Origin of the sequence: Arthrobacter sp. NPDC092385, assembly GCF_044755105.1 — a bacterium.
GTDB lineage: Bacteria > Actinomycetota > Actinomycetes > Actinomycetales > Micrococcaceae > Arthrobacter_D.
Map to the genome: position 1 here is coordinate 107678 of NZ_JBIVQL010000008.1, position 21905 is coordinate 129582.

Annotated in this window: 19 protein-coding genes; 9 read left to right on the forward strand and 10 right to left on the reverse strand. The window is 69.8% G+C overall.

Annotation, left to right across the window (positions count from 1 at the left end; all coding sequences use genetic code 11):
* Positions 1-83: 83 nt before the first annotated feature.
* The 8 genes from ACIQCY_RS11895 to ACIQCY_RS11930 all read right to left on the reverse strand — a co-directional run bounded on the left by ACIQCY_RS11895 (position 84) and on the right by ACIQCY_RS11930 (position 8235).
* Complete coding sequence (locus ACIQCY_RS11895) at positions 84-1820, reverse strand: ABC transporter permease (protein WP_400484095.1); 1737 nt, start codon at positions 1818-1820, stop codon at positions 84-86.
* A complete protein-coding gene (locus tag ACIQCY_RS11900; protein WP_400484096.1) occupies positions 1817-2758 on the reverse strand; it encodes an ABC transporter ATP-binding protein in 942 nt (313 codons plus the stop codon). Before ACIQCY_RS11900 ends, ACIQCY_RS11895 begins: the two co-directional genes overlap by 4 nt.
* Before the next feature lie 174 nt (positions 2759-2932).
* Complete coding sequence (locus ACIQCY_RS11905) at positions 2933-3262, reverse strand: metal-sulfur cluster assembly factor (protein WP_400484097.1); 330 nt, start codon at positions 3260-3262, stop codon at positions 2933-2935.
* Positions 3263-3322: 60 nt separating this feature from the next.
* Positions 3323-4090: a Fe-S cluster assembly ATPase SufC gene (gene sufC, locus ACIQCY_RS11910; protein ID WP_400484098.1), complete on the reverse strand. Its 768-nt coding sequence runs from the start codon at positions 4088-4090 to the stop codon at positions 3323-3325.
* 62 nt (positions 4091-4152) lie between these two features.
* On the reverse strand, positions 4153-4512 hold the full coding sequence (locus tag ACIQCY_RS11915) for a non-heme iron oxygenase ferredoxin subunit (RefSeq protein WP_400484099.1): 360 nt from the start codon (positions 4510-4512) through the stop codon (positions 4153-4155).
* Complete coding sequence (gene sufD / locus ACIQCY_RS11920) at positions 4512-5804, reverse strand: Fe-S cluster assembly protein SufD (RefSeq protein ID WP_400484193.1); 1293 nt, start codon at positions 5802-5804, stop codon at positions 4512-4514. Before sufD ends, ACIQCY_RS11915 begins: the two co-directional genes overlap by 1 nt.
* A 26-nt stretch (positions 5805-5830) precedes the next feature.
* Entirely contained in the window at positions 5831-7303 is a 1473-nt protein-coding gene (gene sufB, locus ACIQCY_RS11925; RefSeq protein ID WP_400484100.1) for a Fe-S cluster assembly protein SufB, read from the reverse strand.
* Entirely contained in the window at positions 7303-8235 is a 933-nt protein-coding gene (locus ACIQCY_RS11930; protein WP_400484101.1) for a helix-turn-helix transcriptional regulator, read from the reverse strand. The genes sufB and ACIQCY_RS11930 overlap by 1 nt, the downstream gene beginning before the upstream one ends.
* A gap of 128 nt (positions 8236-8363) precedes the next feature.
* Here ACIQCY_RS11930 and ACIQCY_RS11935 point away from each other — a divergent pair, with 128 nt between their 5' ends.
* Genes ACIQCY_RS11935 through ACIQCY_RS11945 form a run of 3 tightly spaced genes read left to right on the forward strand, consistent with a single transcriptional unit; the run spans position 8364 to position 11091 of the window.
* A complete protein-coding gene (locus ACIQCY_RS11935; protein ID WP_400484102.1) occupies positions 8364-9314 on the forward strand; it encodes an ABC transporter ATP-binding protein in 951 nt (316 codons plus the stop codon).
* Positions 9311-10114: an ABC transporter permease gene (locus ACIQCY_RS11940; protein WP_400484103.1), complete on the forward strand. Its 804-nt coding sequence runs from the start codon at positions 9311-9313 to the stop codon at positions 10112-10114. Before ACIQCY_RS11935 ends, ACIQCY_RS11940 begins: the two co-directional genes overlap by 4 nt.
* Before the next feature lie 5 nt (positions 10115-10119).
* A complete protein-coding gene (locus tag ACIQCY_RS11945; RefSeq protein WP_400484104.1) occupies positions 10120-11091 on the forward strand; it encodes a heme A synthase in 972 nt (323 codons plus the stop codon).
* Between the two features lie 63 nt (positions 11092-11154).
* Here ACIQCY_RS11945 and ACIQCY_RS11950 read toward each other — a convergent pair whose 3' ends face one another.
* Positions 11155-12054: a dihydrodipicolinate synthase family protein gene (locus tag ACIQCY_RS11950; RefSeq protein WP_400484105.1), complete on the reverse strand. Its 900-nt coding sequence runs from the start codon at positions 12052-12054 to the stop codon at positions 11155-11157.
* A 92-nt stretch (positions 12055-12146) separates the two neighbouring features.
* Positions 12147-13091 carry a heme o synthase gene (locus ACIQCY_RS11955; protein WP_400484106.1) on the reverse strand — a complete coding sequence of 315 codons (945 nt, stop codon included), beginning with the start codon at positions 13089-13091 and terminating at the stop codon, positions 12147-12149.
* Between the two features lie 380 nt (positions 13092-13471).
* Between ACIQCY_RS11955 and tkt the strand changes: the two genes are divergently transcribed.
* From tkt to pgl, 6 genes are all read left to right on the forward strand, one after another.
* Entirely contained in the window at positions 13472-15691 is a 2220-nt protein-coding gene (gene tkt, locus ACIQCY_RS11960; RefSeq protein ID WP_400484194.1) for a transketolase, read from the forward strand.
* A gap of 71 nt (positions 15692-15762) precedes the next feature.
* Complete coding sequence (tal, locus tag ACIQCY_RS11965) at positions 15763-16872, forward strand: transaldolase (RefSeq protein ID WP_400484107.1); 1110 nt, start codon at positions 15763-15765, stop codon at positions 16870-16872.
* A gap of 5 nt (positions 16873-16877) precedes the next feature.
* Positions 16878-18527: a glucose-6-phosphate isomerase gene (locus ACIQCY_RS11970; RefSeq protein WP_400484108.1), complete on the forward strand. Its 1650-nt coding sequence runs from the start codon at positions 16878-16880 to the stop codon at positions 18525-18527.
* Between the two features lie 2 nt (positions 18528-18529).
* On the forward strand, positions 18530-20074 hold the full coding sequence (gene zwf, locus ACIQCY_RS11975) for a glucose-6-phosphate dehydrogenase (RefSeq protein WP_400484109.1): 1545 nt from the start codon (positions 18530-18532) through the stop codon (positions 20072-20074).
* Entirely contained in the window at positions 20071-21015 is a 945-nt protein-coding gene (locus ACIQCY_RS11980) for a glucose-6-phosphate dehydrogenase assembly protein OpcA (RefSeq protein WP_400484110.1), read from the forward strand. The genes zwf and ACIQCY_RS11980 overlap by 4 nt, the downstream gene beginning before the upstream one ends.
* Positions 21005-21820 (forward strand): 6-phosphogluconolactonase, encoded by an 816-nt coding sequence (gene pgl / locus ACIQCY_RS11985; RefSeq protein ID WP_400484111.1) that lies wholly within the window; start codon positions 21005-21007, stop codon positions 21818-21820. Before ACIQCY_RS11980 ends, pgl begins: the two co-directional genes overlap by 11 nt.
* The last annotated feature ends 85 nt before the right edge of the window (positions 21821-21905 follow it).

Genomic DNA, 21905 nt, shown 5'->3' on the forward strand with positions numbered 1-21905 from the left:
CCGGGTCCGCCGATCGGGCCCGGCCGGCCTGCCCGTCGGGCGCACGTCCGGCGATCGCGCGCTGCACCCGGCCGGTCGGCGGCTCACGCGGTCACGGGCTCCCAGCGGAACCGACGCGCCGCGAGTGACCCGGCGGCGGCCGCCCACACCGCCAGCACGAGGAGGTCCGGCCACGGCACCTCGGCCCCCGCCGTGTCCCATGCCGCGACCAGCCCGTTCTGCAGGTGCTTGAGCGGGAAGAGCGACCCGACGGTGCCCATCCATTCCGGTCCGTCGTTGAGGAAGACGTCCGAGAAGAAGGAGAGGAGGAAGAGGATGGCCAGGCCGACGGTGCCGACGGCCCGTGCGTTCGGCACCAGGGTGGCCAGCAGGAACCCGCACGCCGCCAGGCAGACGGCGCCCAGCAGGAGGACCACCAGCCCGAGCAGCAGCCCGGCCGGACCGATCCGAAGGCCGTACGCCACCGCTCCGAGCAGGAGGATGGCGGCAAGGATGACCACCGTGAGCGTGAATCCTGCGACGGTCCTCCCGGCAAGGTATTCCACGGCCGTCAGCGGCGTGCCCCGCATCCGCTTGAGCTGCCCGGAATCGCGCGCGCGGGCAACACCCTCCGAGAGGTTCATGAACATGGCGACGCCCGCACCCCAGGTGACCATGCTGGCACCGATGGCCAGTACCGCAGGTCGGCCGTCGGCCGTCGTGTCGCCCGGCTGGACGGTGACCATCAGCGCGAAGAGGCCGACCGGCAGGACGACCGAGAAGAACACATCACCCGGCCGCCGCGCCGTGCCGCGCAGCGCCGCGCCCGCCTGGCGTTCGAGGAGCGCGAGTGCTGAGGGCCGGCGGACCTCGCTCGTCCTGGACCCGCCCGGTGACGGGCCGGCGGACGGACCAACGGACGAACCAACGGACGAACCCGCGGACGAACCCGCGGACGGACCAGCGGACGGACCGGCGGACGAACCAACGGACGAACCGGCGGACGACGGCGCCCGGAACGGCCGACGAGGGGCGCCGGTGGCACGGGAGCCCTCCCATCGGAAGGCATGGAGGCTGACCAGGGTGCCGGCGAGGAGCCAGGCCGCGATGACCGCGAGGTTCGCAGGGTGCCAGCCGTTCCCAGGCAGGAAGGGGTTGAACTGGTCCTGCAGGGAGTCGGCGTAGGGTTTCAGCGGGAATACGGACGCGACGTCGTCGAGCCAGGCCGGCAGGGCTCCACCCACGAAGAAGAGCCCCGAGATGAAGGAGAGCACCACGGCCGCCCCGATGGATGCGGCCTCGGCGATGGAAGCGGACGGGCTCAGCGAGCCGATCGCGAGGCCGACGGCCGAGAACGCCATCCCGCCGAGGACCAGGGTGACGGCCGCGGCGAGGAGCGTCTCCGGGCGCAGGCGGACCTCGTACAGCAGAACGGCGAGCAGCACCGTCACCACGAGTGAGCCCAGCGCGAACAGCAGCGCGGCGCCGATCTGCCCGAAGAAATAGCACCAGCCGGGCAGGGGCGTTCCGCGCAGGCGCTTCAGCACACCGCTCTCCCGGGCCTCCGCCACGGAGATCGCCACCGGCGGCAGGGTGGCGTAGAAGGTACCCATCGCGATCGCGGTCGGTGCCGCGAACTGCATGACGCGCACGCCGTCCTCGCCCACCGCGTCGTTGCCGGCGAGCAGTCCGACCACGAGCAGCCAGAGCAGTGGCATCGCGAAGGTGAAGATCAGCACCACCTGCGTCCGCCACAGCGCGCGCACGGCGTGCACCAGCTGGTCACGGGCGATCCGGACGGCGCCCGCCCGACCGGCGCCACGCGTGGCCCCGCCGATCACGCCCGGCCCCCTGGGGCGGAGGCGTCCTCCCGCTCCACCCCGGCTGCGGGGCCGACGAGCGCCAGGTAGGCGTCCTCGAGCGAGGGACGGCGGACTTCGAGTGCCGGGAGTTCGATCCCGTGTTCGAGCGCCCAGCCCGAGAGCGCATGGAGCACCGCCGCAGGATGCACCGTGGAGAGGGTCCACCCCGCGCCCTCGGGGACCGGCGTGCACCCGAGTTCCGGAAGACTCGTCACGGGAACTCCCCGCGGTATCCGGAAGGAGACCACGACGCCGCGCTGTGCGGAGGTCAGTTCCGTCGGTGTCCCCATCGCCACGATGCGGCCCTGGACCATGACGGCCACGCGATCCGCGAGGTGCTCCGCCTCGTCGAGGTAGTGCGTCGTCAGGAGGACGGTCTTCCCCAGGTCCCGCAGGCCCTCCACCAGCCCCCACGCGTGGTGCCGTGCGGACGGGTCGAAACCCGTGGTCGGTTCGTCGAGGAAGAGCATCTCGGGATCCCCGACCAGGCCGAGCGCGAGATCGAGCCGGCGACGCTGGCCGCCCGAGAGGGTCTTCACCCGCGCGTTCCGCTTCTCGGCGAGCCCCACCTGGCCGATCAGCGCATCCACCGCCAACCGGCGCGGATACAGCCCGCGCTGCAGGACCAGGAGCTCTGCGACGGTGAAGTCCTCGTCGAAGCCGGCATCCTGGAGCACGATTCCGATCCGCTCGAGGAACCCGCGCTCGTGCATCGCCGGATCGGACCCGAGTACCGACACCGTGCCGGAATCAGCGCGTCGGTGTCCCTCCAGGATCTCTACCGTCGTCGTCTTGCCGGCGCCGTTCGGCCCGAGCAGCGCGAAGACCTCACCGGGTTCCACCGTGAAGGACACCCCGTCGACCACCGTGAGGTCGCCGTACGACTTCCGGAGATCCCGGACCTCTACTGCGGCCATCGCGTGTCCCGTCTGATCGGTTGCCTGCGATCCACGGTAGGACGACACGGGCACGCCGACCAGGGCCGAAGGTCACCTCGGAACCGGAGCCTGAGCCTGAGCCTGAGCCTGAGACGACGGAAGGGCGGTCCCAGCCGCCGCTGGAACCACCCTCCCGTTCTGCTGCCGGACCGCTCAGATGTTGAAGCCGAGGGCCCGCATCTGGTCGCGGCCGTCCTCGGTGATCTTCTCGGGACCCCACGGCGGCATCCACACCCAGTTCAACCGCCACTCGTCGACCACGCCGTCCAGCGCCTGGCCCACCTGCTCCTCGAGCACGTCGGTCAGCGGGCACGCCGCCGTGGTGAGGGTCATGTCGATCAGGAGGGCGCCGTCCTCCGCATACGTCAGGCCGTAGAGGAGCCCGAGGTCGACGACGTTCACCCCGAGCTCCGGGTCGATCACGTCCCGCAGCGCTTCCTCGATGTCATCGAGCGCGGTCTGCGCCTGCTGCACATCACTCATCGAACTCTTCCTTTCACGCGACCTTCATACGGGGTGGCACGCGCACGTGCCGGGATGGTCCTAGGCTTCGGCTCCGGCCTGGGCCGTGAACCGATCGTAGCCCTCTTCCTCGAGGCGGTCGGCGAGTTCCGGTCCGCCCTCCTCGGCGATGCGCCCGGCGACGAACACGTGGACGAAGTCGGGCTTGATGTAGCGCAGGATCCGCGTGTAGTGCGTGATGAGCAGCGTGCCCATCTCGCCCTTCGAGTGCTCGCGGTTGACTCCCTCGGAGACGACCTTGAGGGCGTCGACGTCGAGGCCGGAGTCGGTCTCGTCGAGGATCGCGAACTTCGGGCGGAAGAGCTCGAGCTGGAGGATCTCGACGCGCTTCTTCTCGCCGCCGGAGAAGCCTTCGTTGACGTTGCGCTGGGCGAAATCGGCATCGATGCGCAGCTGCGCCATGGCCGTCTTGACGTCCTTGGTCCAGTGCCGCAGGCTCGGCGCTTCGCCGTCGAGGGCGGTCTTCGCCGTGCGCAGGAAGTTGGTCATCGTGACGCCGGGGACCTCGACCGGGTACTGCATGGCCAGGAAGAGACCGGCGCGGGCACGCTCGTCGACGCTCATGGACAGGACGTCCTCGCCGTCGAGGGTGATCGACCCGCTGTCGACCTTGTAGCGGGGGTGCCCGGCGATCGTCGACGCCAGGGTGGACTTGCCGGAACCGTTGGGGCCCATGATCGCGTGGGTCTCGCCGGTGTTGATCGTCAGCGTGACGCCCTTGAGGATGGGGATGTTGCCCTGCTCGGTGTCGATGCTGACGTGCAGGTCCTTGATTTCAAGTGTGGACATCGTGTTCTTTTCTCCTTCGCCTGCTGTGCAGGAAATGTGCAGGAAGTGCGGGGACGGCGGCGCTAGCCGAACTGCGGGGCGGGGGCTCCGTTGGTGACCGTCGTGATATCGACATAGACGCTGCCGTCGTGGATCTCGAGCGCGAAGACCGGGACGGGCTCGTACGCCGGGAGCTGGAGCGGCTGGCCGCTGCGCAGGTCGAACTGGGAGCCGTGGCCCCAGCACTCGATGGCGCATCCTTCGACGTCGCCCTCGGACAGCGAGATGTCCGCGTGCGAGCAGGTGTCGCCGAGCGCGTGGATCTCGCCGTCGGAGTCGCGGACGATCACGACGGGATAGTCGTCGATCAGCACGCGCAGCGCCTGCTTCACCTGGATGTCGTCGACATCGCAGATGAGCTCGCCGCGGGGAGCGTCCGCCATCAGAGGTTCCCCGCCGCGAGTTCGCGCTCGACGGATTCGGAGAGACGCTCCTCGAGGGAGGGCACCTTGATCTGCTGGATGACCTCCGTGAGGAAACCGCGGACCACGAGGCGGCGTGCGGCCTTCTCGGGGATGCCGCGCGCCATCAGGTAGAAGAGGTGCTCGTCGTCGAACCGTCCAGTGGCGCTGGCGTGTCCGGCACCCTCGATCAGGCCGGTCTCGATCTCCAGGTTCGGGACGGAGTCCGAGCGCGCGCCGTCCGTGAGGATCAGGTTGCGGTTGGTCTCGTAGGTGTCCGTTCCCTCGGCGGCCTTGCGGATCAGGACGTCGCCGACCCACACCGTGTGCGCGTCGGTGCCCTGCAGGGCGCCCTTGTAGGTCACGCGGGACTTGCAGTTCGGGACGGCGTGGTCCACCAGGAGGCGCTGCTCGAGGTGCTGGCCCGCGTCGGCGAAGTACAGTCCGTACATCTCGACCTCCGCGCCGGTGGCGGTGAAGATCGACGACGGCGTCAAACGCACCAGGTCTCCGCCGAGGCTGACGACCACGTGCTTGTAACGGGCGTCGCGGCCCACTTTCGCCTGCTGCGAGGACACGTGCACGGCGTCGTCGTCCCATTCCTGGACGCTGACGACCGTGAGCTCCGCACCGTCGCCGACGATGATCTCGATGTTCTGGGCGAGCGTCGCGGAACCGGAGTGGTCCAGCACGACGACGGCCTTCGAGAACGCCTCGGCCTGGATCAGGATGTGCTGCGCCGATGCCTCGGACGCGGACCCGGTGACGCTGACCATGACCTCGCCGTCGGCCACCGTCTCCCTGGGGATGGTGATGACGGTCGCCGTGGTGAAGGCGTTCCAGGCGGCGGCCGAGACGCGGTCCTCGGGCGTCGCCGCGGTGCCGAGGCGGGCATCGCCGCGCTCGACCGTCTCGACGGTGACGTTCCCCGCTCCCGTGACCTCGACGACGGGAGCTGCGCCCGTCAGGTCATCGGTGTGCAGGCCGCGCAGGCGCTTCAGCGGAGTGAACCGCCAGTCCTCCTCCAGGCCGGTCAGCGTCGGGAAGTCGGCGAGGTCGAAGGACCTGCGGCGCTCCCCGCGCGACGCCTCGGGCACCACGGGGGCGTTGCCGTGGCTGTGCTTCTTCAGGCCGAACTGCTCGGAGCCGGTGTTGCGCGGAGAAAGGCTCTCGCCCTCCTCCGTGAGCCCGTCGATCGCAGTCGGGGCGCCCAGGCGGGCCTTCTCGTCGAGGTCGCCGAGATCGGTGACCTCGGGAGCGGTGTCGGGTGACATTTCCGTGTGGGTGGTCTCAGCCATCGCTAGCCTACGGCCCCTTCCATCTGCAGTTCGATCAGCCGGTTCAGCTCGAGCGCGTACTCCATGGGCAGTTCCCGCGCGATCGGCTCGATGAAGCCGCGCACGATCATGGCCATGGCCTCGTCCTCGGGGAGCCCGCGGGACATCAGGTAGAACAGCTGCTCCTCGCTGACGCGCGACACGGTGGCCTCGTGGCCCATGGTGACGTCGTCCTCGCGGATGTCCACGTACGGGTACGTGTCCGAACGCGAGATGGTGTCGACCAGCAGCGCATCGCAGCGCACGGTGTTCGCGGAGTGCTTCGCGCCGTCCCGCACCTGGACGAGCCCGCGGTACGCGGCGCGGCCGCCGCCCCGGGCGACGGACTTCGAGATGATCGAGGACTTGGTGTTCGGTGCGATGTGCACCATCTTCGATCCGGTGTCCTGGTGCTGTCCCTCGCCGGCGAAGGCGATGGAGAGCGTCTCGCCCTTGGCGTGCTCGCCGACCAGGTACACGGCCGGGTACTTCATGGTGACCTTCGACCCGATGTTGCCGTCGATCCACTCCATCGTGGCGCCCTCGTGCGCGATGGCGCGCTTGGTGACGAGGTTGTACACGTTGTTCGACCAGTTCTGGATGGTGGTGTAGCGGACGCGGGCGCCCTTCTTCACCACGATCTCGACGACGGCGGAGTGCAGCGAGTCGGACGTGTAGATCGGGGCGGTGCAGCCCTCGATGTAGTGCACGTACGAGTCCTCGTCCGCGATGATCAGCGTGCGCTCGAACTGGCCCATGTTCTCCGTGTTGATGCGGAAGTAGGCCTGCAGCGGGATCTCCACGTGGACGCCCTTGGGCACGTACACGAACGAGCCGCCGGACCACACGGCCGTGTTCAGCGAGGCGAACTTGTTGTCGCCCACGGGGATGATCGTGCCGAAGTACTCCTTGAAGATCTCCGGGTGCTCGCGCAGCGCGGTGTCCGTGTCCAGGAAGATGACGCCCTGGCGCTCGAGGTCCTCGCGGAGCTGGTGGTAGACCACCTCGGACTCGTACTGGGCGGCGACGCCGGACACCAGGCGCGCACGCTCGGCCTCGGGGATGCCGAGCTTCTCGTACGTGTTGCGGATGTCCTCGGGGAGGTCCTCCCACGTGTTCGCCTGCTTCTCCGTGGAGCGCACGAAGTACTTGATGTTGTCGAAGTCGATGCCGGAGAGATCTGCGCCCCAGGCGGGCATCGGCTTGCGGTCGAAGTACTTCAGGCCCTTGAGGCGGAGGTCGAGCATCCACTCGGGCTCGTTCTTCTTGGCGGAGATGTCGCGGACGACCTCCTCGCTCAGGCCGCGGCGGGCGTTGTCGCTGGCCTCGTTCTTGTCGGCCCAGCCGTACTGGTAGGTGCCGATGCCCTCGAGCTCCGGGTTCTTCTCCAGGATGTCGCTGATCACCGACTCCGGCACTGCGGACGCGGCTGGCTTGCGGTCTACTTGATCCGTCATCATGGCCTTCCTTGCTGATGGATGGATAACGTTGCTGGATTGCTGGGAGCCGGTGCTTCCGGGACCGCCGGCGAGGCGGGACCGGGAACAACGTGGCCGGCCGGTGCGGTGGAAGCCGCCGTCGTCCGTCCCAGGGGTATGTGGGTGGTACAGACATGGCCGCCGCCGGCCAGGGTGGAGAGGCGGCGGACGTCGACGCCGAGGAGCCGGGCGAAGACGCCGGTCTCCTGCTCGCAGAACGCGGGGAACGCCGAGGCGAGCCCCTGGATGGGGCAGTGGCCCTGGCACAGCTGGACACTCAGCATGACGGGACGCACGGCAGGCGTGCTCCGGCCCGCGCGTTCCTGCGGCATGCCCACCGTCTTGGTGGAGCCGACGAATCCGTCGGTCGTCAGGGCGCCCGCGAGTGCGTGGGCGCGTGCTTCGAGATCGGGCCCGGCCGCGTCGACGATGGGACGGTAGCGCTCCTCCATGCCCGCGAACCGGGTGCGGGCGAAGTCCTCGATGGCCTCCGGGCCCGCAGCCGCGCCGAGCTGCGCCAGCGCGGCCGTTGCGATGTCGAGGTAGTCGTCACCCATCTTGGTCTGCCCACGCCGGCTCAGGACGTACCGACGGGCGGGACGGCCGGCCCCGGAGGCCGAACTGCGTACCCGCTTCACCTCGATCAGGCCGTCGGAGGAGAGTGCGTCGAGGTGCCGGCGCATGGCAGCGGGGGTGAAGCCGAGGCAGTCGCCCAGTTCGGCGGCGCTGACCGGACCCCGTTCGAGCACGGCCGACAGCACGCGGTCACGCGTGCGCTCGTCCGGATCCGGCGAGACGATCTGGGCCGTGAGGTCCGCCGGTCGGGCAGCGGCGGAATCCCGGCTGGCGGGTTCTGCGTCGGGGACACGACGGACTGCCGCGGAACCGGCGGCACGGGGCGATGCGGTCACAGTCCATTCCTCCCGTTGGCGACAAAATACACAACATAAGCATGACCTAATGTATTCCGCCCCACCACTTAGGCGAGGCTACCCATCAGGGCCTCCGGGAGCACTACTACCTGACGTAGAATATTGGGGTGCCGACAACTGCCCCCGCCCTCGAGATCGACGGCCTGATCAAGGATTTCGGTCCGGTCGGCTCGCTCGACGGGCGGATGGTGCGCGTGCTGGACGGCGTCAGCCTGCATGCCTCCCACGGAGCCGTCACGGTGCTCCTCGGAGCGAACGGAGCCGGCAAGACGACGACGCTCGAGTGCGCGCAGGGTCTGCAGCGCGCCGACGGCGGCGTCGTGCGCCTCCTCGGGGAGGACCCCTACCGGGCCACTCCCGACCTCCGGGCCCGCGTCGGCGTCATGCTGCAGGACGGTGGCCTCCCCCCGTCGGTCCGACCACTGGCCCTGCTGCGCCATGTCGCCTCCATGTACCACGCGCCCCTCCCCGTGGACGCGCTCGCCGAGCGCCTCGGGCTCGATGAGTTCGGTGCCGTCTCCATCCGCAGGCTCTCGGGCGGGCAGAAGCAGCGGCTGGCCCTCGCGTGCGCCCTCGTGGGCCGCCCCGACGTCGTGTTCCTCGACGAGCCGAGCGCCGGCCTCGACCCGCAGTCCCGCACGATCGTGTTCGACCTCATCGAGGAACTGCGCGCCGACGGCCTCGCCGTCATCCTCACCACGCATCTCCTCGACGACGCGCAGAAGCTCGCCGACTACGTCTACATCATCGAGGGCGGCCGCACCGTCGCCGAGGGGACCGTCGCAGCGCTGACCGCGGACACGGACGCCGACGGCACGCGCGAACTGCGCTTCGAGACGCTGCCGGGCCTCACGCTCCCGGCCGATCTCCTCCCCCATCTGCACCACCGCGAGACCGATCCCGGACAGTACGTCCTCCGCGGATCGATCACGGCCTCCGACGTGGCGCAGCTCGCCCAGTGGTGGGCCGGGCGCGGAGTCATGCCCTCGGCCATCTCCATGGCGCCGCGCTCGCTCGAGGACGTGTTCCTCGACATCTCCGGACGGAGCATCCGATGACCACCGGTGCAGCAACCCCTGCCGGCTCCCCCGCCGGGGCCACGACCGCAGCGAGCGGCGGGACCGCGGCGCCGCTGCCGGTCCGGGTCCTCCGTCACGGCGCGTACGAGGCCATGGCCATGCTCCGCAACGGCGAGCAGCTGGTGCTGGCGATCGTCCTGCCCCTCCTGGCGCTCACGGCCCTCGTCATCACGCCGCTGCTCGACGCCTACGGATCCAGCCGGATCGACATCGCGGCCCCGGGTGTCCTGGCCCTGTGCACCATGTCCACCGCCTTCACGGGCCAGGGCATCGCCACGGGCTTCGACCGCCGGTACGGAGTGCTGCGCTTCCTGTCGACGACGCCGCTCGGGCGGTCGGGCCTGATCCTCGGCAAGGCCGTCGCCGTCGCCGCCGTCCTCGCCGTCCAACTCGTCGTCATCGGTGGCGCCGCCCTGCTGATGGGGTGGTCGCCGCAGGCCGGGGGGATCCTGCCGGCGGCGCTCCTGCTGCTCGTCGGTTCCGCTGCCTTCACCGCGCTCGGACTGCTCGTGGCAGGCACCCTCCGCCCGGAGGCCACGCTGGCCGTCACCAACCTCGTCTGGATCCTGCTCGCCGCAGCCGGCGGCGTGATCATCCCGGCGACGAGCCTCCCCGCTGCCGCCGAGCCGTTCGTCTCCGTGCTCCCGTCCGCCGCCCTCGGCGACGGACTGCGGAGCGCCCTGGTGGGCGGAATCCTCGACCCCATCGCGTGCCTCGTGCTCCTTGCCTGGGCCGCCCTCGCTAGCCTGGCGGCCATCCGCTGGTTCAAATGGAGCTGACAACCATGACCCTCCCTGCGCTCTCCCGCATCACCGGACGGCTCCCCCGGACCACGACGCCGGTCGTCCGCCGACTGGCGATCGCCTCGCTCGTGTCGCAGATCGCCATCGTGGTGACGGGTGGTGCCGTGAGGCTCACCGCCTCCGGCCTGGGCTGCCCGGAGTGGCCGCGCTGCACGCCGGACTCCATCGTCACCACGCCCGAGATGGGCTTCCACGGCGTCATCGAGTTCGGGAACAGGCTCCTGACCTTCGTGCTCGTGCTGATCGCCGTCGCCATGATCGTCTCCGTGCTGGGTATGCGCCGGGAGCGCCGGGACCTCTTCCGCCTGTCGATCGGCCTCTTCCTGGGCATCCCGGCCCAGGCCGTGATCGGCGGCATCACCGTCTGGACGGGACTGAATCCCTGGATCGTGGGCCTCCACTTCCTCGTCTCGATGATCCTGGTCGCCCTGGCGACCGTGCTCGTCAATCGTGCCCGGCTCTCGGCGGAGCAGTACCGCGCGGAGCGGTCCCCGGCCGCCTCACCCCTCCTGCGCCAGCTGCTCGCCACGGCGACCGTCCTGACCTCGATCGCCGTCGTCCTGGGTGTGATCGTGACCGGCTCCGGTCCCCATGCGGGTGACCATGGCGCCGCACGCAACGGGCTCGACCCGGACCTCGTGACGCGCCTGCACGCGCTCCCCGTCTACCTGCTCGTCGCCACGGTGTCCCTCGCCGTGGTCGTCGCGTACCGCTCGCCGGTCCACGCGAAGCTGCGCAAGGCACTCGCGATCCTTGCCGCCGTCGTGCTGGTGCAGGGAGCCATCGGCTACACGCAGCACTTCCTGCACCTGCCGATCGCCCTCGTGGCACTGCACATGCTCGGGGCGTCGCTGCTCGTGGCGGCGGTCATCCACGCGCAGTACACCGGCACGACGCGGAAGGCCCTACCGGGGACGCACTCCGGGGCCAGGGTGCGCCAGGCCGTCTCCTAGGGCCGAGGACCAGGCCGACGTCGGCCTCGACCTCGGCCGGAGGACGCCGAATCCGATGCAGGGTCAGCGGTCGTCGAACTCGGACTCGAGGACGTCGAGGAGCCGCCCGAGCTCGCGCAGTTCGGATCCCGGGCTCGGCAGCAGCGGAGGGCGCGGGTCTCCCGCCGCGACGCCGCAGGCGCGCGCCAGGAGGTGCAGCCCGCTGATCTTCCGCAGGCCGGCCGCGTGGTCCACGAGGGGCCCGAGGACGTGGCGGACGCGGTCGATCTCCCGCTGATCCTTCCCCAGGACGGCGGCCCGCAGGCGTGCGTAGTAGTCCGGCAGCAGCGCAGCCGGCCCGCTGTGCCACGCGTCGGCCGCGACCTCACCCGTCATCATGAGCAGATCACCGCTCACGCCGTGGCTGAATGAGCCAGGGACGAGCGGAGCGAGTTCGGCATGCCGCGCATTGAACGTGGCGGCGTCGGCGGCGGTGTCCTTGAACGCGACGACCTGCGGGAGCGCGGCGAGTTCCGCGACCACCTGCAGCGAGTAGTCGAACTGGGTGGTGCCCGGGTTGTTGTAGAGGCAGACCGGCAGGTCCGTGGCGGCGCACACCGCCCGGACCTGAGCCAGGACCTCGTCGTCGGTGAGGGGCACGTAGGAGACCGGGGAGAGCACGAGTCCCGCTGCGCCCGCCTCCTGGGCGTCGACGGCGGCGTCGAGCACCTCGCGGGTACCCACGGAACTGATGCCCACCGCGACCGGCAGCCGCCCGCCGACGGCCCCGATGGCGGTGCGTGCCACCAACGAGCGTTCGGAGCGGTCGAGGTAGGCGAAGCTGCCCGAGGACCCGAGCACGGTGATCGCATCGACGCGGGAGGCCGCGAGTCCGTCGACGAGGCCGGTCAGGGCTCCGACGGCTACCGTGCCGTCGGCGGCGAAGGGGGTGACGGGGTAGGCGATCAGGCCGGTGAAGTCCATGACAGCCAGCCTAGGGGGTGCGGCGTGCGGACCGGGCCGCGCCGCTCATCCCGGACGTCGTCCGGATCCGCCCGCGGGCCGGTGCCGCCGGCTTAGGGCAGGACGGCCGAGCCGACGAAGGGATCGATGGCCAGGGCCAGGAAGAGCACGGTGAGGTAGCTGATGGAGCCGTGGAAGACCTTCATCGCGGCCTTGCTGCTCAGCTCCCCCTGCTGGGCCAGCGAGTACAGCCGGTGGGACTCGCGGATGAACCACGCGCCACCCACGAGCGCGGCGGCCGAGTAGACCCAGCCCGCGCCGGCGGGGATCAGCAGGAGCGAGCAGGCCACCATCGCCCAGGCGTAGAGCACCACCTGCACGGACACCACGCGGGCCCCGGCGATCGCACCGAGCATCGGGACGCTGGCTGCACGGTAGTCGTCGCTGTACTTCATGGACAGCGGCCAGTAGTGCGGGGGCGTCCACAGGAAGATGATGAGGAACAGGACGACGGCGGGCCACTCGACCGACCCGGTGACCGCCGCCCAGGCGATCAGGACCGGCATGCAGCCCGCGGCGCCACCCCAGACGATGTTCTGCGACGTGCGGCGCTTGAGCACCAGCGTGTACACGACGACGTAGAGGAAGATCGCGGCGACGCCCAGCATCCCCGCCAGCGGGTTCGCGCCGAACCACAGCACGGCGATCGCCACGACGCCGAGGATCCAGGAGAACACGAGGGCCTCGCGCGGTGTCACTTCACCCGTGACGAGCGGGCGGTTCTCCGTACGGTGCATCAGCTTGTCGATGTCGCGGTCGATGTAGCAGTTGAAGGCCCCGGCGCTACCCGCTGCGAGGGCGCCGCCGATCATGGTGGCGAGGATGAGGCCGAGCGGGGGGAACCCGCCCTGCGCGAAGATCATGGTGGGAAGAGTGGTCACCAGGAGGAGTTCGATCACGCGGGGCTTCGTCAGGGCGAGGTAGGCCTTCGCTTTGCGGCCGAAACCCTGACGGGCCTGCGGGGAACGTGCCGGAGCAGGAACCTGCTGGGTCTTCACAAGGCAACACTTTCGTTTCTTCCGGAGTAAAAGACAATGTCCATCATACCCTTTTACGCTCTGTAGAAATCGGGGCCCGGCCATGCGGACCCGGTGCTTGCCGGGGTGTGCCGTTCGTACCGGCCAGGGGCCGCCTGCCGGGCCGCTTCCAAGGGCTCGTCCCGGCTGCCGCACAACCCCCGGATGTGAGTTACGACATTCTTCGACTCCCAAGCCGCATCGGAAGCCGGAAGGGATAGTGTGGGTTCGAAAGCCCGCTGTGGAAACATGCCCGGAACAAGTCGCCCGGGTTCGATGCTGTCCGCGGTCGGAGCCGAACTTCGCAGTATTCAATGGTGAACGGCCAGCCCGACGGCGTGCCTGCAGGCACTACCCCGTCGATGGCCGTTCCGCACAGAGAGGGGCCCGGAAACGTGCCACAGACGCAAGAGCAGGAACTGACCTGGACCGAACTCGACCAGAAGGCGGTCGACACGGTCCGAATCCTCGCGGCGGACGCCGTGGAGAAGGTGGGCAACGGACACCCGGGAACGGCCATGAGCCTGGCCCCGGCGGCGTACCTCCTGTTCCAGAAGCTGATGCGGCACGACCCGACGGATCCCGAGTGGACCGGGCGCGACCGCTTCGTCCTCTCCCCCGGCCACACCTCGCTGACGCTCTACATCCAGCTCTTCCTGTCGGGTTACGGCCTCGAGCTCGATGACCTGAAGGCCCTGCGCACGTGGGGCTCGCTGACCCCCGGCCACCCCGAGTACCGCCACACCAAGGGCGTCGAGATCACCACGGGCCCCCTCGGCCAGGGCCTCGCGACCTCGGTCGGCTTCGCCTACGGCCAGCGCCGCCAGCGCGGGATGTTCGACGCCGACGCGCCGGCCGGTACCAGCCCCTTCGACCACACCATCTGGGTCATCGCCTCCGACGGCGACCTCCAGGAGGGCGTGACGTCCGAGGCGTCCTCCCTCGCGGGCCACCAGCAGTTGGGCAACCTCGTGGTGCTCTACGACGAGAACCACATCTCGATCGAGGACGACACGGACATCGCCTTCACGGAGGACGTCCTCAAGCGCTACGAGGCCTACGGCTGGCACACCCAGCGCGTGGACTGGACGAAGACCGGCGAGTACGTCGAGGACGTCGCCGAGCTCTACTCCGCCCTCGTCGCGGCGAAGAACGAGACCTCGAAGCCGAGCATCGTCTCGCTGCGCACCATCATCGGGTTCCCTGCCCCGAACAAGCAGAACACGGGCAAGATCCACGGCTCGGCCCTCGGCAAGGACGAGGTGGCAGCACTCAAGGAAGCCCTCGGCTTCGATCCGGACAAGCACTTCGACGTCGACCCGGAGGTCCTGGAGCACGCACGCGGCGTGGTGCAGCGCGGCTCCGAGGCGCACAGTGCCTGGCAGGAGGGCTTCGACGCCTGGAAGGCCGGCCACGCCGACGAGGCAGCACTGCTCGAGCGCATCCAGGCCCGCACGCTGCCCGAGGGCTGGGAAGCGAGCCTTCCCTCGTTCGAGGCGGGCAAGGACATGTCCACGCGTGCCGCGTCCGGCAAGGTGCTCACCGCCATCGGTCCGGTCCTCCCCGAACTGTGGGGAGGCAGCGCCGACCTCGCGGAGTCGAACAACACCACCATCGAGGGATCGCCGTCGTTCATCCCCGAGAGCCGCCAGACCAAGTCCTGGTCCGGCAACCAGTACGGGCGCGTACTCCACTTCGGCATCCGCGAGCACGCCGCAGCGGCGATCGTCAACGGCATCGTGATGCACAGCAGCACGCGGGCCTTCTCCGGCACCTTCCTCATCTTCAGCGACTACCAGCGCCCCGCCGTGCGCCTCGGCGCCCTCATGGGCGTCCCGGCCATCTACGTCTGGACGCACGACTCGATCGGCCTCGGCGAGGACGGTCCCACGCACCAGCCGGTCGAGCAGCTTTCCTCGCTGCGCACCATCCCGGGGCTCGACGTCGTCCGCCCCGGTGACGCGAACGAGGTCGCCGTCGCGTGGCGCACCATCCTCGAGAACACCGAGAACCCGGCCGGTATCGTGCTGACGCGCCAGAACATCCCGACCTACGAGCGGGGCGAGGGTGCAGCAGAGGGCGGTACCTTCGGCTCGGCCGAGGGCGTCGCGAAGGGCGGCTACGTGCTCGCGGAGGCGACGAACGGTTCCCCCGACGTCATCCTGATCGGCACCGGTTCCGAGGTCCAGCTCGCCGTCGAGGCGCGCGAGGCCCTCGAGGCGCAGGGCATCTCGGCGCGCGTCGTGTCGATGCCGTGCCTGGAGTGGTTCAACGCCCAGGACGCCTCCTACCGCGAGAGCGTGCTGCCGCGCACCGTCCGCGCCCGCGTCTCCGTCGAGGCCGGCGTCTCGCAGAGCTGGCACGGGATCGTCGGCGACGCCGGCCGCAGCGTCTCGCTCGAGCACTTCGGTGCCTCGGCGGACTACAAGACGCTCTACCGCGAATTCGGCATCACGACCGACGCCGTCGTCGCGGCCGCCAAGGACTCCCTCGAGGCCGTCGCCGCCGACCCGCTGGCACCCAACGGCACGGCGGCCATGGCCTCGGGCCACCAGGCCACCGAGACCGGCGACCAGCAGTAGCCCCCCACTCGTCCCGCACCTCCAGCAGAATTCCCAGCACACATTCCGCGGAAGCGGAAAAGGAGCACATCATGACAACACCCACAGCTGACCTCTCGGCCGCCGGCGTATCCATCTGGCTCGACGACCTCTCGCGGGAGCGCATCAACTCGGGCGCCTTCAAGCACCTCATCGAGGACCTGAACGTCGTGGGCGTCACGACCAACCCGAGCATCTTCGCCGCAGCGCTGAAGAAGGGCGAGTCCTACGCCTCGCAGGTCGGCGCGCTGGCGGAGGCCGGCGCCGACGTCGACCAGGCCGTCTTCGACATCACCACCCACGACGTCGCGCAGGCCTGCGACATCTTCGCGGAGGAGGCCGAGCGCACCAACGGCGCCGACGGCCGCGTCTCCATCGAGGTGGACCCCCGCCTGTCCCGCGACACCGCGGGAACGGTCGCGGAGGCCAAGCGCCTCCACGCCAAGGTGCAGCGCACCAACGTGCTCATCAAGATCCCGGCGACCGTCGAGGGGCTGGAGGCCATCTCCTCGACCCTGGCGGCCGGTATCAGCGTCAACGTCACCCTGATCTTCTCCCTCGAGCGCTACCGCGCCGTCATCAACGCCTTCATGGTGGGCCTCGAGCAGGCGAAGGAGAACGGACACGACCTCGCCAGGATCCACTCCGTCGCATCCTTCTTCGTCTCCCGCGTCGACGCCGAGATCGACGCACGCCTCGACGCCATTGGGACCGACGAGGCGACCGCGCTCAAGGGCAAGGCGGGCCTCGCCAACGCGCGCCTGGCATACCAGGTCTTCCAGGAGCAGTTCTCCTCGGAGCGCTGGCAGGTCCTGAAGTCCGCCGGCGGCAACGCGCAGCGTCCCCTCTGGGCATCCACGGGCGTCAAGGACCCGAACCTCCCGGACACCCTCTACGTCGCAGGCCTCGTCGCAGCGGACGTCGTGAACACCATGCCGGAGAAGACGCTCGAGGCGATGGCCGACCACGGCGTCGTCGAGGGCGACACCATCACGGGCACCTACGAGGAGTCCAACGAGGTCCTCAACCGGCTCGACGCCATCGGCATCTCCTACGACGAGGTGGTCGAGCAGCTCGAGACCGAGGGCCTCGACAAGTTCGTCGCCAGCTGGTCCGAGCTGCTCGAGACCGTCCAGACCGCACTCGACGCAGCGAAGGGCTGATCCCCATGGGCTCATTCGCTCTCACCGCGTCCGGCGCGGCCCTCGCCGCCATCGAATCGGCCGTACCCGCCCTCGTGCAGGACCGTTTCGCGTCCCGCCTCCTGGCGAAGGACGCCACGCTGTGGGGTAGCGACGCCGAATCGGAGGCTTCGATCCGCCTCGGCTGGATCGACCTCTTCGAAGGCTCCCGCGCACTGCTGCCGGAGATCGCCGGGCTCCGGGCCGATCTCCAGGCGGAAGGTGTCGACCGGATCGTGCTCTGCGGCATGGGCGGATCGTCGCTCGCACCCGAGGTCATCACGAAGGCGGCCGGCGTTCCGCTCGTGGTCCTCGACGCCACGGACCCCGAACAGGTCCGCGCAGCCCTCGAGGAGGACCTGCAGCGCACCGCGATCGTCGTCTCGTCGAAGTCCGGCTCCACCGTGGAGACGGACTCGCAGCGCCGACTGTTCGAGCAGGCCTTCACCGACGCCGGCATCGATGCGGCGTCACGCATCATCATCGTCACCGACCCCGGCTCACCGCTGGACGAGGCGTCGCGGAAGGCCGGCTACCGGAAGGTCTTCAACGCGAACCCGGAGGTCGGCGGCCGGTACTCCGCACTGACGGCGTTCGGCCTCGTTCCGTCCGGCCTCGCCGGAGCGGATATCGGGACCCTGCTCGACGACGCCGAGGACAGCGCGGAATTCCTCGGAGACGACGTCGACGACAACGTGGGCCTGCAGCTCGGGGCCGTCCTCGGCGGAACAGCCCCGCTGCGCGACAAGATCGTGTTCGCCGACGCGGGCTCGGGCCTGCCCGGGTTCGCCGACTGGGCGGAACAGCTCATCGCGGAATCCACCGGCAAGCTGGGAACCGGCCTGCTGCCCGTCGTCGCCTCGCTCGACGCGCCGGAGCTGGCGGAGGTGGCGGACGACGTCCTGCCCGTCCTCCTCGCGCCGTTCGACGAGGCACCGAGCGACGAGGTCACGGACGGTACGCGCGTGACCGTGAGCGGCACCCTCGGGAGCCAGCTGTTCGTCTGGGAGTACGCCGTCGCGGTCGCCGGACGCCTGCTGGGCATCAACCCGTTCGACCAGCCGGACGTCGAGGCGGCCAAGAAGGCCGCCCGCGGCCTGCTGGACGCACAGCCCGAGCCGGCCCCCGCCGCCTTCGTCGACGAAGCCATCGAAGTACGGGGCGACGCCTCCCTCCTCGGTTCGTCCAGCACGGTCGCCGAAGCCCTCGAGGCCCTCCTCGCCGCGCTCCCGGCGAACGGCTACCTCTCGGTGCAGGCCTACCTCGATCGCCACCGCCAGGCGGCCCTCGAGGAGATCCGCTCGCCGCTCGCCGCGGCCACCGGCCGTCCGGTCACCTTCGGCTGGGGCCCGCGCTTCCTGCACTCCACGGGCCAGTACCACAAGGGCGGTTCGCCCATCGGCGCCTACCTGCAGCTCACCGGTGCCGGCAGCGTGGACCTCGCCATCCCCGACCGGCCCTTCACGTTCGGGGAGCTCATCTCCGCACAGGCGGCCGGCGACGCCCAGGTGCTCGCGGACCATGGACGCCCTGTCCTCCGCCTGCACCTCACGGACCGGGCGGCCGGCGTGGCACAGCTGCGAACCGTCATCTCCACCCTCGCCTCCTCCGGCCAGGGTCTTTCCGGGAACGGGTGAGTATGCCTGGAAGCACGACGGCGAAAGCCGCCAATCCACTGCGGGACCCGCGTGACAGGCGGCTCAGCCGGATCGCCGGGCCCTCGTCGCTCGTCCTGTTCGGCGTGACGGGCGATCTCGCCCGGAAGAAACTCATGCCTGCCATCTACGACCTCGCGAACCGGGGGCTGCTGCCCCCGAGCTTCGGCCTGGTCGGCTTCGGCCGCCGCGAGTGGAGCCATGCGGACTTTGTGGAACAGGTCAGGGAGTCGGTGACGCAGTATGCACGGACACCCTTCAACGAGACGGTGTGGGAGCAGCTCTCCGCGGGCATCCGTTTCGTCACCGGTGCCTTCGACGACGACGAGGCGTTCAAGAACCTCAGGGAATGCCTCGAGGAACTGGACCAGAGCAGGGGAACCCGCGGCAACCACGCGTTCTACCTCTCCATTCCACCCAACGCGTTCGAGGCGGTGTGCCAGAAGCTCTCCGAGCACGGCCTGGCGCAGCCCGACGACGGCCAGTGGCGCCGGGTGGTCATCGAGAAGCCTTTCGGCCACGACCTCGAATCCGCGCGCGAGCTGAACGGCATCGTCGAGGAGGTCTTCCCTCCCGACGCGGTCTTCCGGATCGATCACTACCTCGGCAAGGAGACCGTCCAGAACATCCTGGCGCTGCGCTTCGCGAACCAGCTCTTCGAACCCCTCTGGAACGCCAACTACGTCGACCACGTCCAGATCACCATGGCCGAGGACATCGGGATCGGCAGCAGGGCAGGATATTACGACGGCGTGGGCGCTGCGCGCGACGTCATCCAGAACCACCTGCTGCAGCTGCTGGCCCTGACGGCGATGGAGGAACCCATCTCGTTCGACGCGAACCACCTCCGCTCCGAGAAGGAGAAGGTCCTCGCGGCGGTGTCCCTGCCGGAGGACCTCTCCGGACGGTCGGCACGCGGCCAGTACGGGGCCGGGTGGCAGGGCGGTGAGCGCGTGAACGGCTTCCTGGAGGAAGACGGCATCCCTGCGGATTCCACGACGGAGAGCTTCGCCGCGCTGCGCCTGGACATCAACACGCGCCGCTGGTCCGGTGTGCCGTTCTACCTGCGGGCGGGGAAGCGGCTCGGCCGCAGGGTCACGGAGATAGCCGTCGTCTTCAAGCGCGCCCCCAACCTGCTGTTCCGGGATCACCACGAGGAGGACTTCGGGCAGAACGCCGTCGTCATCCGCGTCCAGCCCGACGAGGGCGTGACCATCCGCTTCGGCTCGAAGGTGCCCGGCACGCAGACCGAGGTCCGCGACGTGACCATGGACTTCGGCTACGGCCACTCCTTCACGGAGTCCAGCCCCGAGGCCTACGAGCGGCTCATCCTCGACGTCCTGCTCGGCGAGCCGCCGCTCTTCCCGAGGCACGCGGAAGTTGAACTGTCCTGGAAGATCCTCGACCCGTTCGAGAAGTACTGGGAGTCCCTCGACGGCCAGCCCGAACCCTATGTACCGGGGAGCTGGGGACCCGCATCCGCTGACGAGCTGCTCGCAGCCGACGGACGTACCTGGAGAAGGCCATGATCGTGAACCTGCCCGACACCACCACCTCGAAGGTGTCGAAGGAACTGATGGCGATGCGCGACCGCGGCGGAGTCGTCGCGCTCGGGCGCGTGCTGACGCTCGTCGTCATCACGAAGTCCGGCTACGAGGAGCAGGCGATCGACGCGGCGAACCAGGCGAGCCGTGAGCACCCGTGCCGCATCATCGTCCTCGCCGAGGAATCACCGGACGAGCCCACCCGGCTCGACGGCCAGATCCGCGTCGGCGGCGACGCCGGGGCCTCGGAGGTGGTCGTGCTCCGCGGGTACGGCGAGCTCGCGCACGAGAACGAGTCCCTCGTGTCCGCGCTCCTGTTGCCGGACGCGCCGATCGTGGCCTGGTGGCCGCACGGCGTCCCGCAGGCAGCATGCCGGACGTCGATCGGCAGCATCGCCCACCGCAGGATCACCGACTCCGCGAACGAGGCGGACCCGACGGCCGCACTGTTCAACATCAGCAGCACCTATGCCGCCGGTGACACCGACCTCGCCTGGACCCGCCTGACCAACTGGCGGATCCAGCTCGCGGCCGTGCTGGACCAGCTGGAGGGCGACGAGCCCATCACCGCGGTGACGGTCGAGGGTGCGTCCGACTCCCCCAGCACGGTCCTGCTCGCCGCCTGGCTGACGAAGGCGCTGGATGCTCCCGTCACGATCGTTGCGGGACCGGCAGGGACGGGCCTCAAGCGCGTGCGCCTGACCAGGAGCGGTGGCGACATCGAGCTGCACCGTCCCGGCCACGACGTCGCGGAGCTGTACCAGCCGCACCAGCCCGTCCAGCACATCTCCCTTCCTCGCAGGGGGCTCCGCGATTGCCTTGCGGAGGAGCTGAGGCGGCTCGATCCGGACGAAGTATTCGGCGAGGTCATCACCGAGGGTCTCGCCCGAACCAACCTAAGGAGTGTGCAGACGAGTGAGCGCTGAACCGAAAGTCAGCATCCATCCCTCCCAGACCTCCCTCGCGGCTGCGGTGGCCGCCCGACTGATCACCCGCCTCGTCGACGTGCAGAGCGATCGGGGAACGGCGACGGTCGTCCTCACCGGCGGATCCGTCGGGACCGCGGTACTGCAGGCTGTCGTCGAGTCCCCGGCCCACACGGCCGTCGACTGGGCGAACGTCCATTTCTGGTGGGGCGACGAGCGCTTCCTACGCGCCGAGGATCCGGACCGGAACGCCGTCCAGGCGCGTGCCGCCCTCCTCGACCGCATCGCCGTGGACCCCGTGAAGATCCACGAGTTCGGGTCGAAGGACGAGTTCCCCGACGAGGACGCGGCCGCGCTGGACTACGCCGAACAGCTCGCGGCGGCAGCACGGTCGGAACTGGCGGCGGACGGGGAGACGGCGCAGCAGGATCCGCGCCTCCCGCGCTTCGACGTGCTCCTGCTGGGCGTCGGACCCGACGCGCACATCGCGTCGCTCTTCCCGGAGATGGCGGGCATCCGCACCAAGGGCGCGACGACGGTGGGCGTCGCCGACGCACCCAAGCCTCCCCCGCAGCGCATCTCCCTGACCCTCGAGGCGATCAACACCGCCCAGGAGGTCTGGCTCTCCGTCAGCGGCAGCGACAAGGCGGGCGCCGTCGGCCTCGCCCTGGCGGGAGCCGGGCACGTCCAGGTCCCGGCTGCCGGCGTGCGCGGGGTGCGCAAGACCCTGTGGCTGGTCGACCAGGACGCCGCCCAGAAGCTGCCGGGTCGCCTGATCGACCACGAGGACGACGTGCCCGCCTGACCTCCGGGCCCTGCTACGGAGAATGCCCCCGCTTCCTGCTGGAAGCGGGGGCATTCTTCGTAGAAGGCTGGAACGGGCCGGCGCC

Excerpts from the sequence above, each read along its gene's own strand:
- ACIQCY_RS11900 (WP_400484096.1), bottom strand. The coding sequence starts at position 2,758 with ATGGCCGCAGTAGAGGTCCGGGATCTCCGGAAGTCGTACGGCGACCTC.
- ACIQCY_RS11905 (WP_400484097.1), bottom strand. The coding sequence starts at position 3,262 with ATGAGTGATGTGCAGCAGGCGCAGACCGCGCTCGATGACATCGAGGAA.
- sufC (WP_400484098.1), bottom strand. The coding sequence starts at position 4,090 with ATGTCCACACTTGAAATCAAGGACCTGCACGTCAGCATCGACACCGAG.
- ACIQCY_RS11915 (WP_400484099.1), bottom strand. The coding sequence starts at position 4,512 with ATGGCGGACGCTCCCCGCGGCGAGCTCATCTGCGATGTCGACGACATC.
- sufD (WP_400484193.1), bottom strand. The coding sequence starts at position 5,804 with ATGTCACCCGACACCGCTCCCGAGGTCACCGATCTCGGCGACCTCGAC.
- sufB (WP_400484100.1), bottom strand. The coding sequence starts at position 7,303 with ATGACGGATCAAGTAGACCGCAAGCCAGCCGCGTCCGCAGTGCCGGAG.
- ACIQCY_RS11940 (WP_400484103.1), top strand. The coding sequence starts at position 9,311 with ATGACCACCGGTGCAGCAACCCCTGCCGGCTCCCCCGCCGGGGCCACG.
- ACIQCY_RS11945 (WP_400484104.1), top strand. The coding sequence starts at position 10,120 with ATGACCCTCCCTGCGCTCTCCCGCATCACCGGACGGCTCCCCCGGACC.
- ACIQCY_RS11950 (WP_400484105.1), bottom strand. The coding sequence starts at position 12,054 with ATGGACTTCACCGGCCTGATCGCCTACCCCGTCACCCCCTTCGCCGCC.
- tkt (WP_400484194.1), top strand. The coding sequence starts at position 13,472 with ATGGCCGTTCCGCACAGAGAGGGGCCCGGAAACGTGCCACAGACGCAA.
- tal (WP_400484107.1), top strand. The coding sequence starts at position 15,763 with ATGACAACACCCACAGCTGACCTCTCGGCCGCCGGCGTATCCATCTGG.
- ACIQCY_RS11970 (WP_400484108.1), top strand. The coding sequence starts at position 16,878 with ATGGGCTCATTCGCTCTCACCGCGTCCGGCGCGGCCCTCGCCGCCATC.
- zwf (WP_400484109.1), top strand. The coding sequence starts at position 18,530 with ATGCCTGGAAGCACGACGGCGAAAGCCGCCAATCCACTGCGGGACCCG.
- ACIQCY_RS11980 (WP_400484110.1), top strand. The coding sequence starts at position 20,071 with ATGATCGTGAACCTGCCCGACACCACCACCTCGAAGGTGTCGAAGGAA.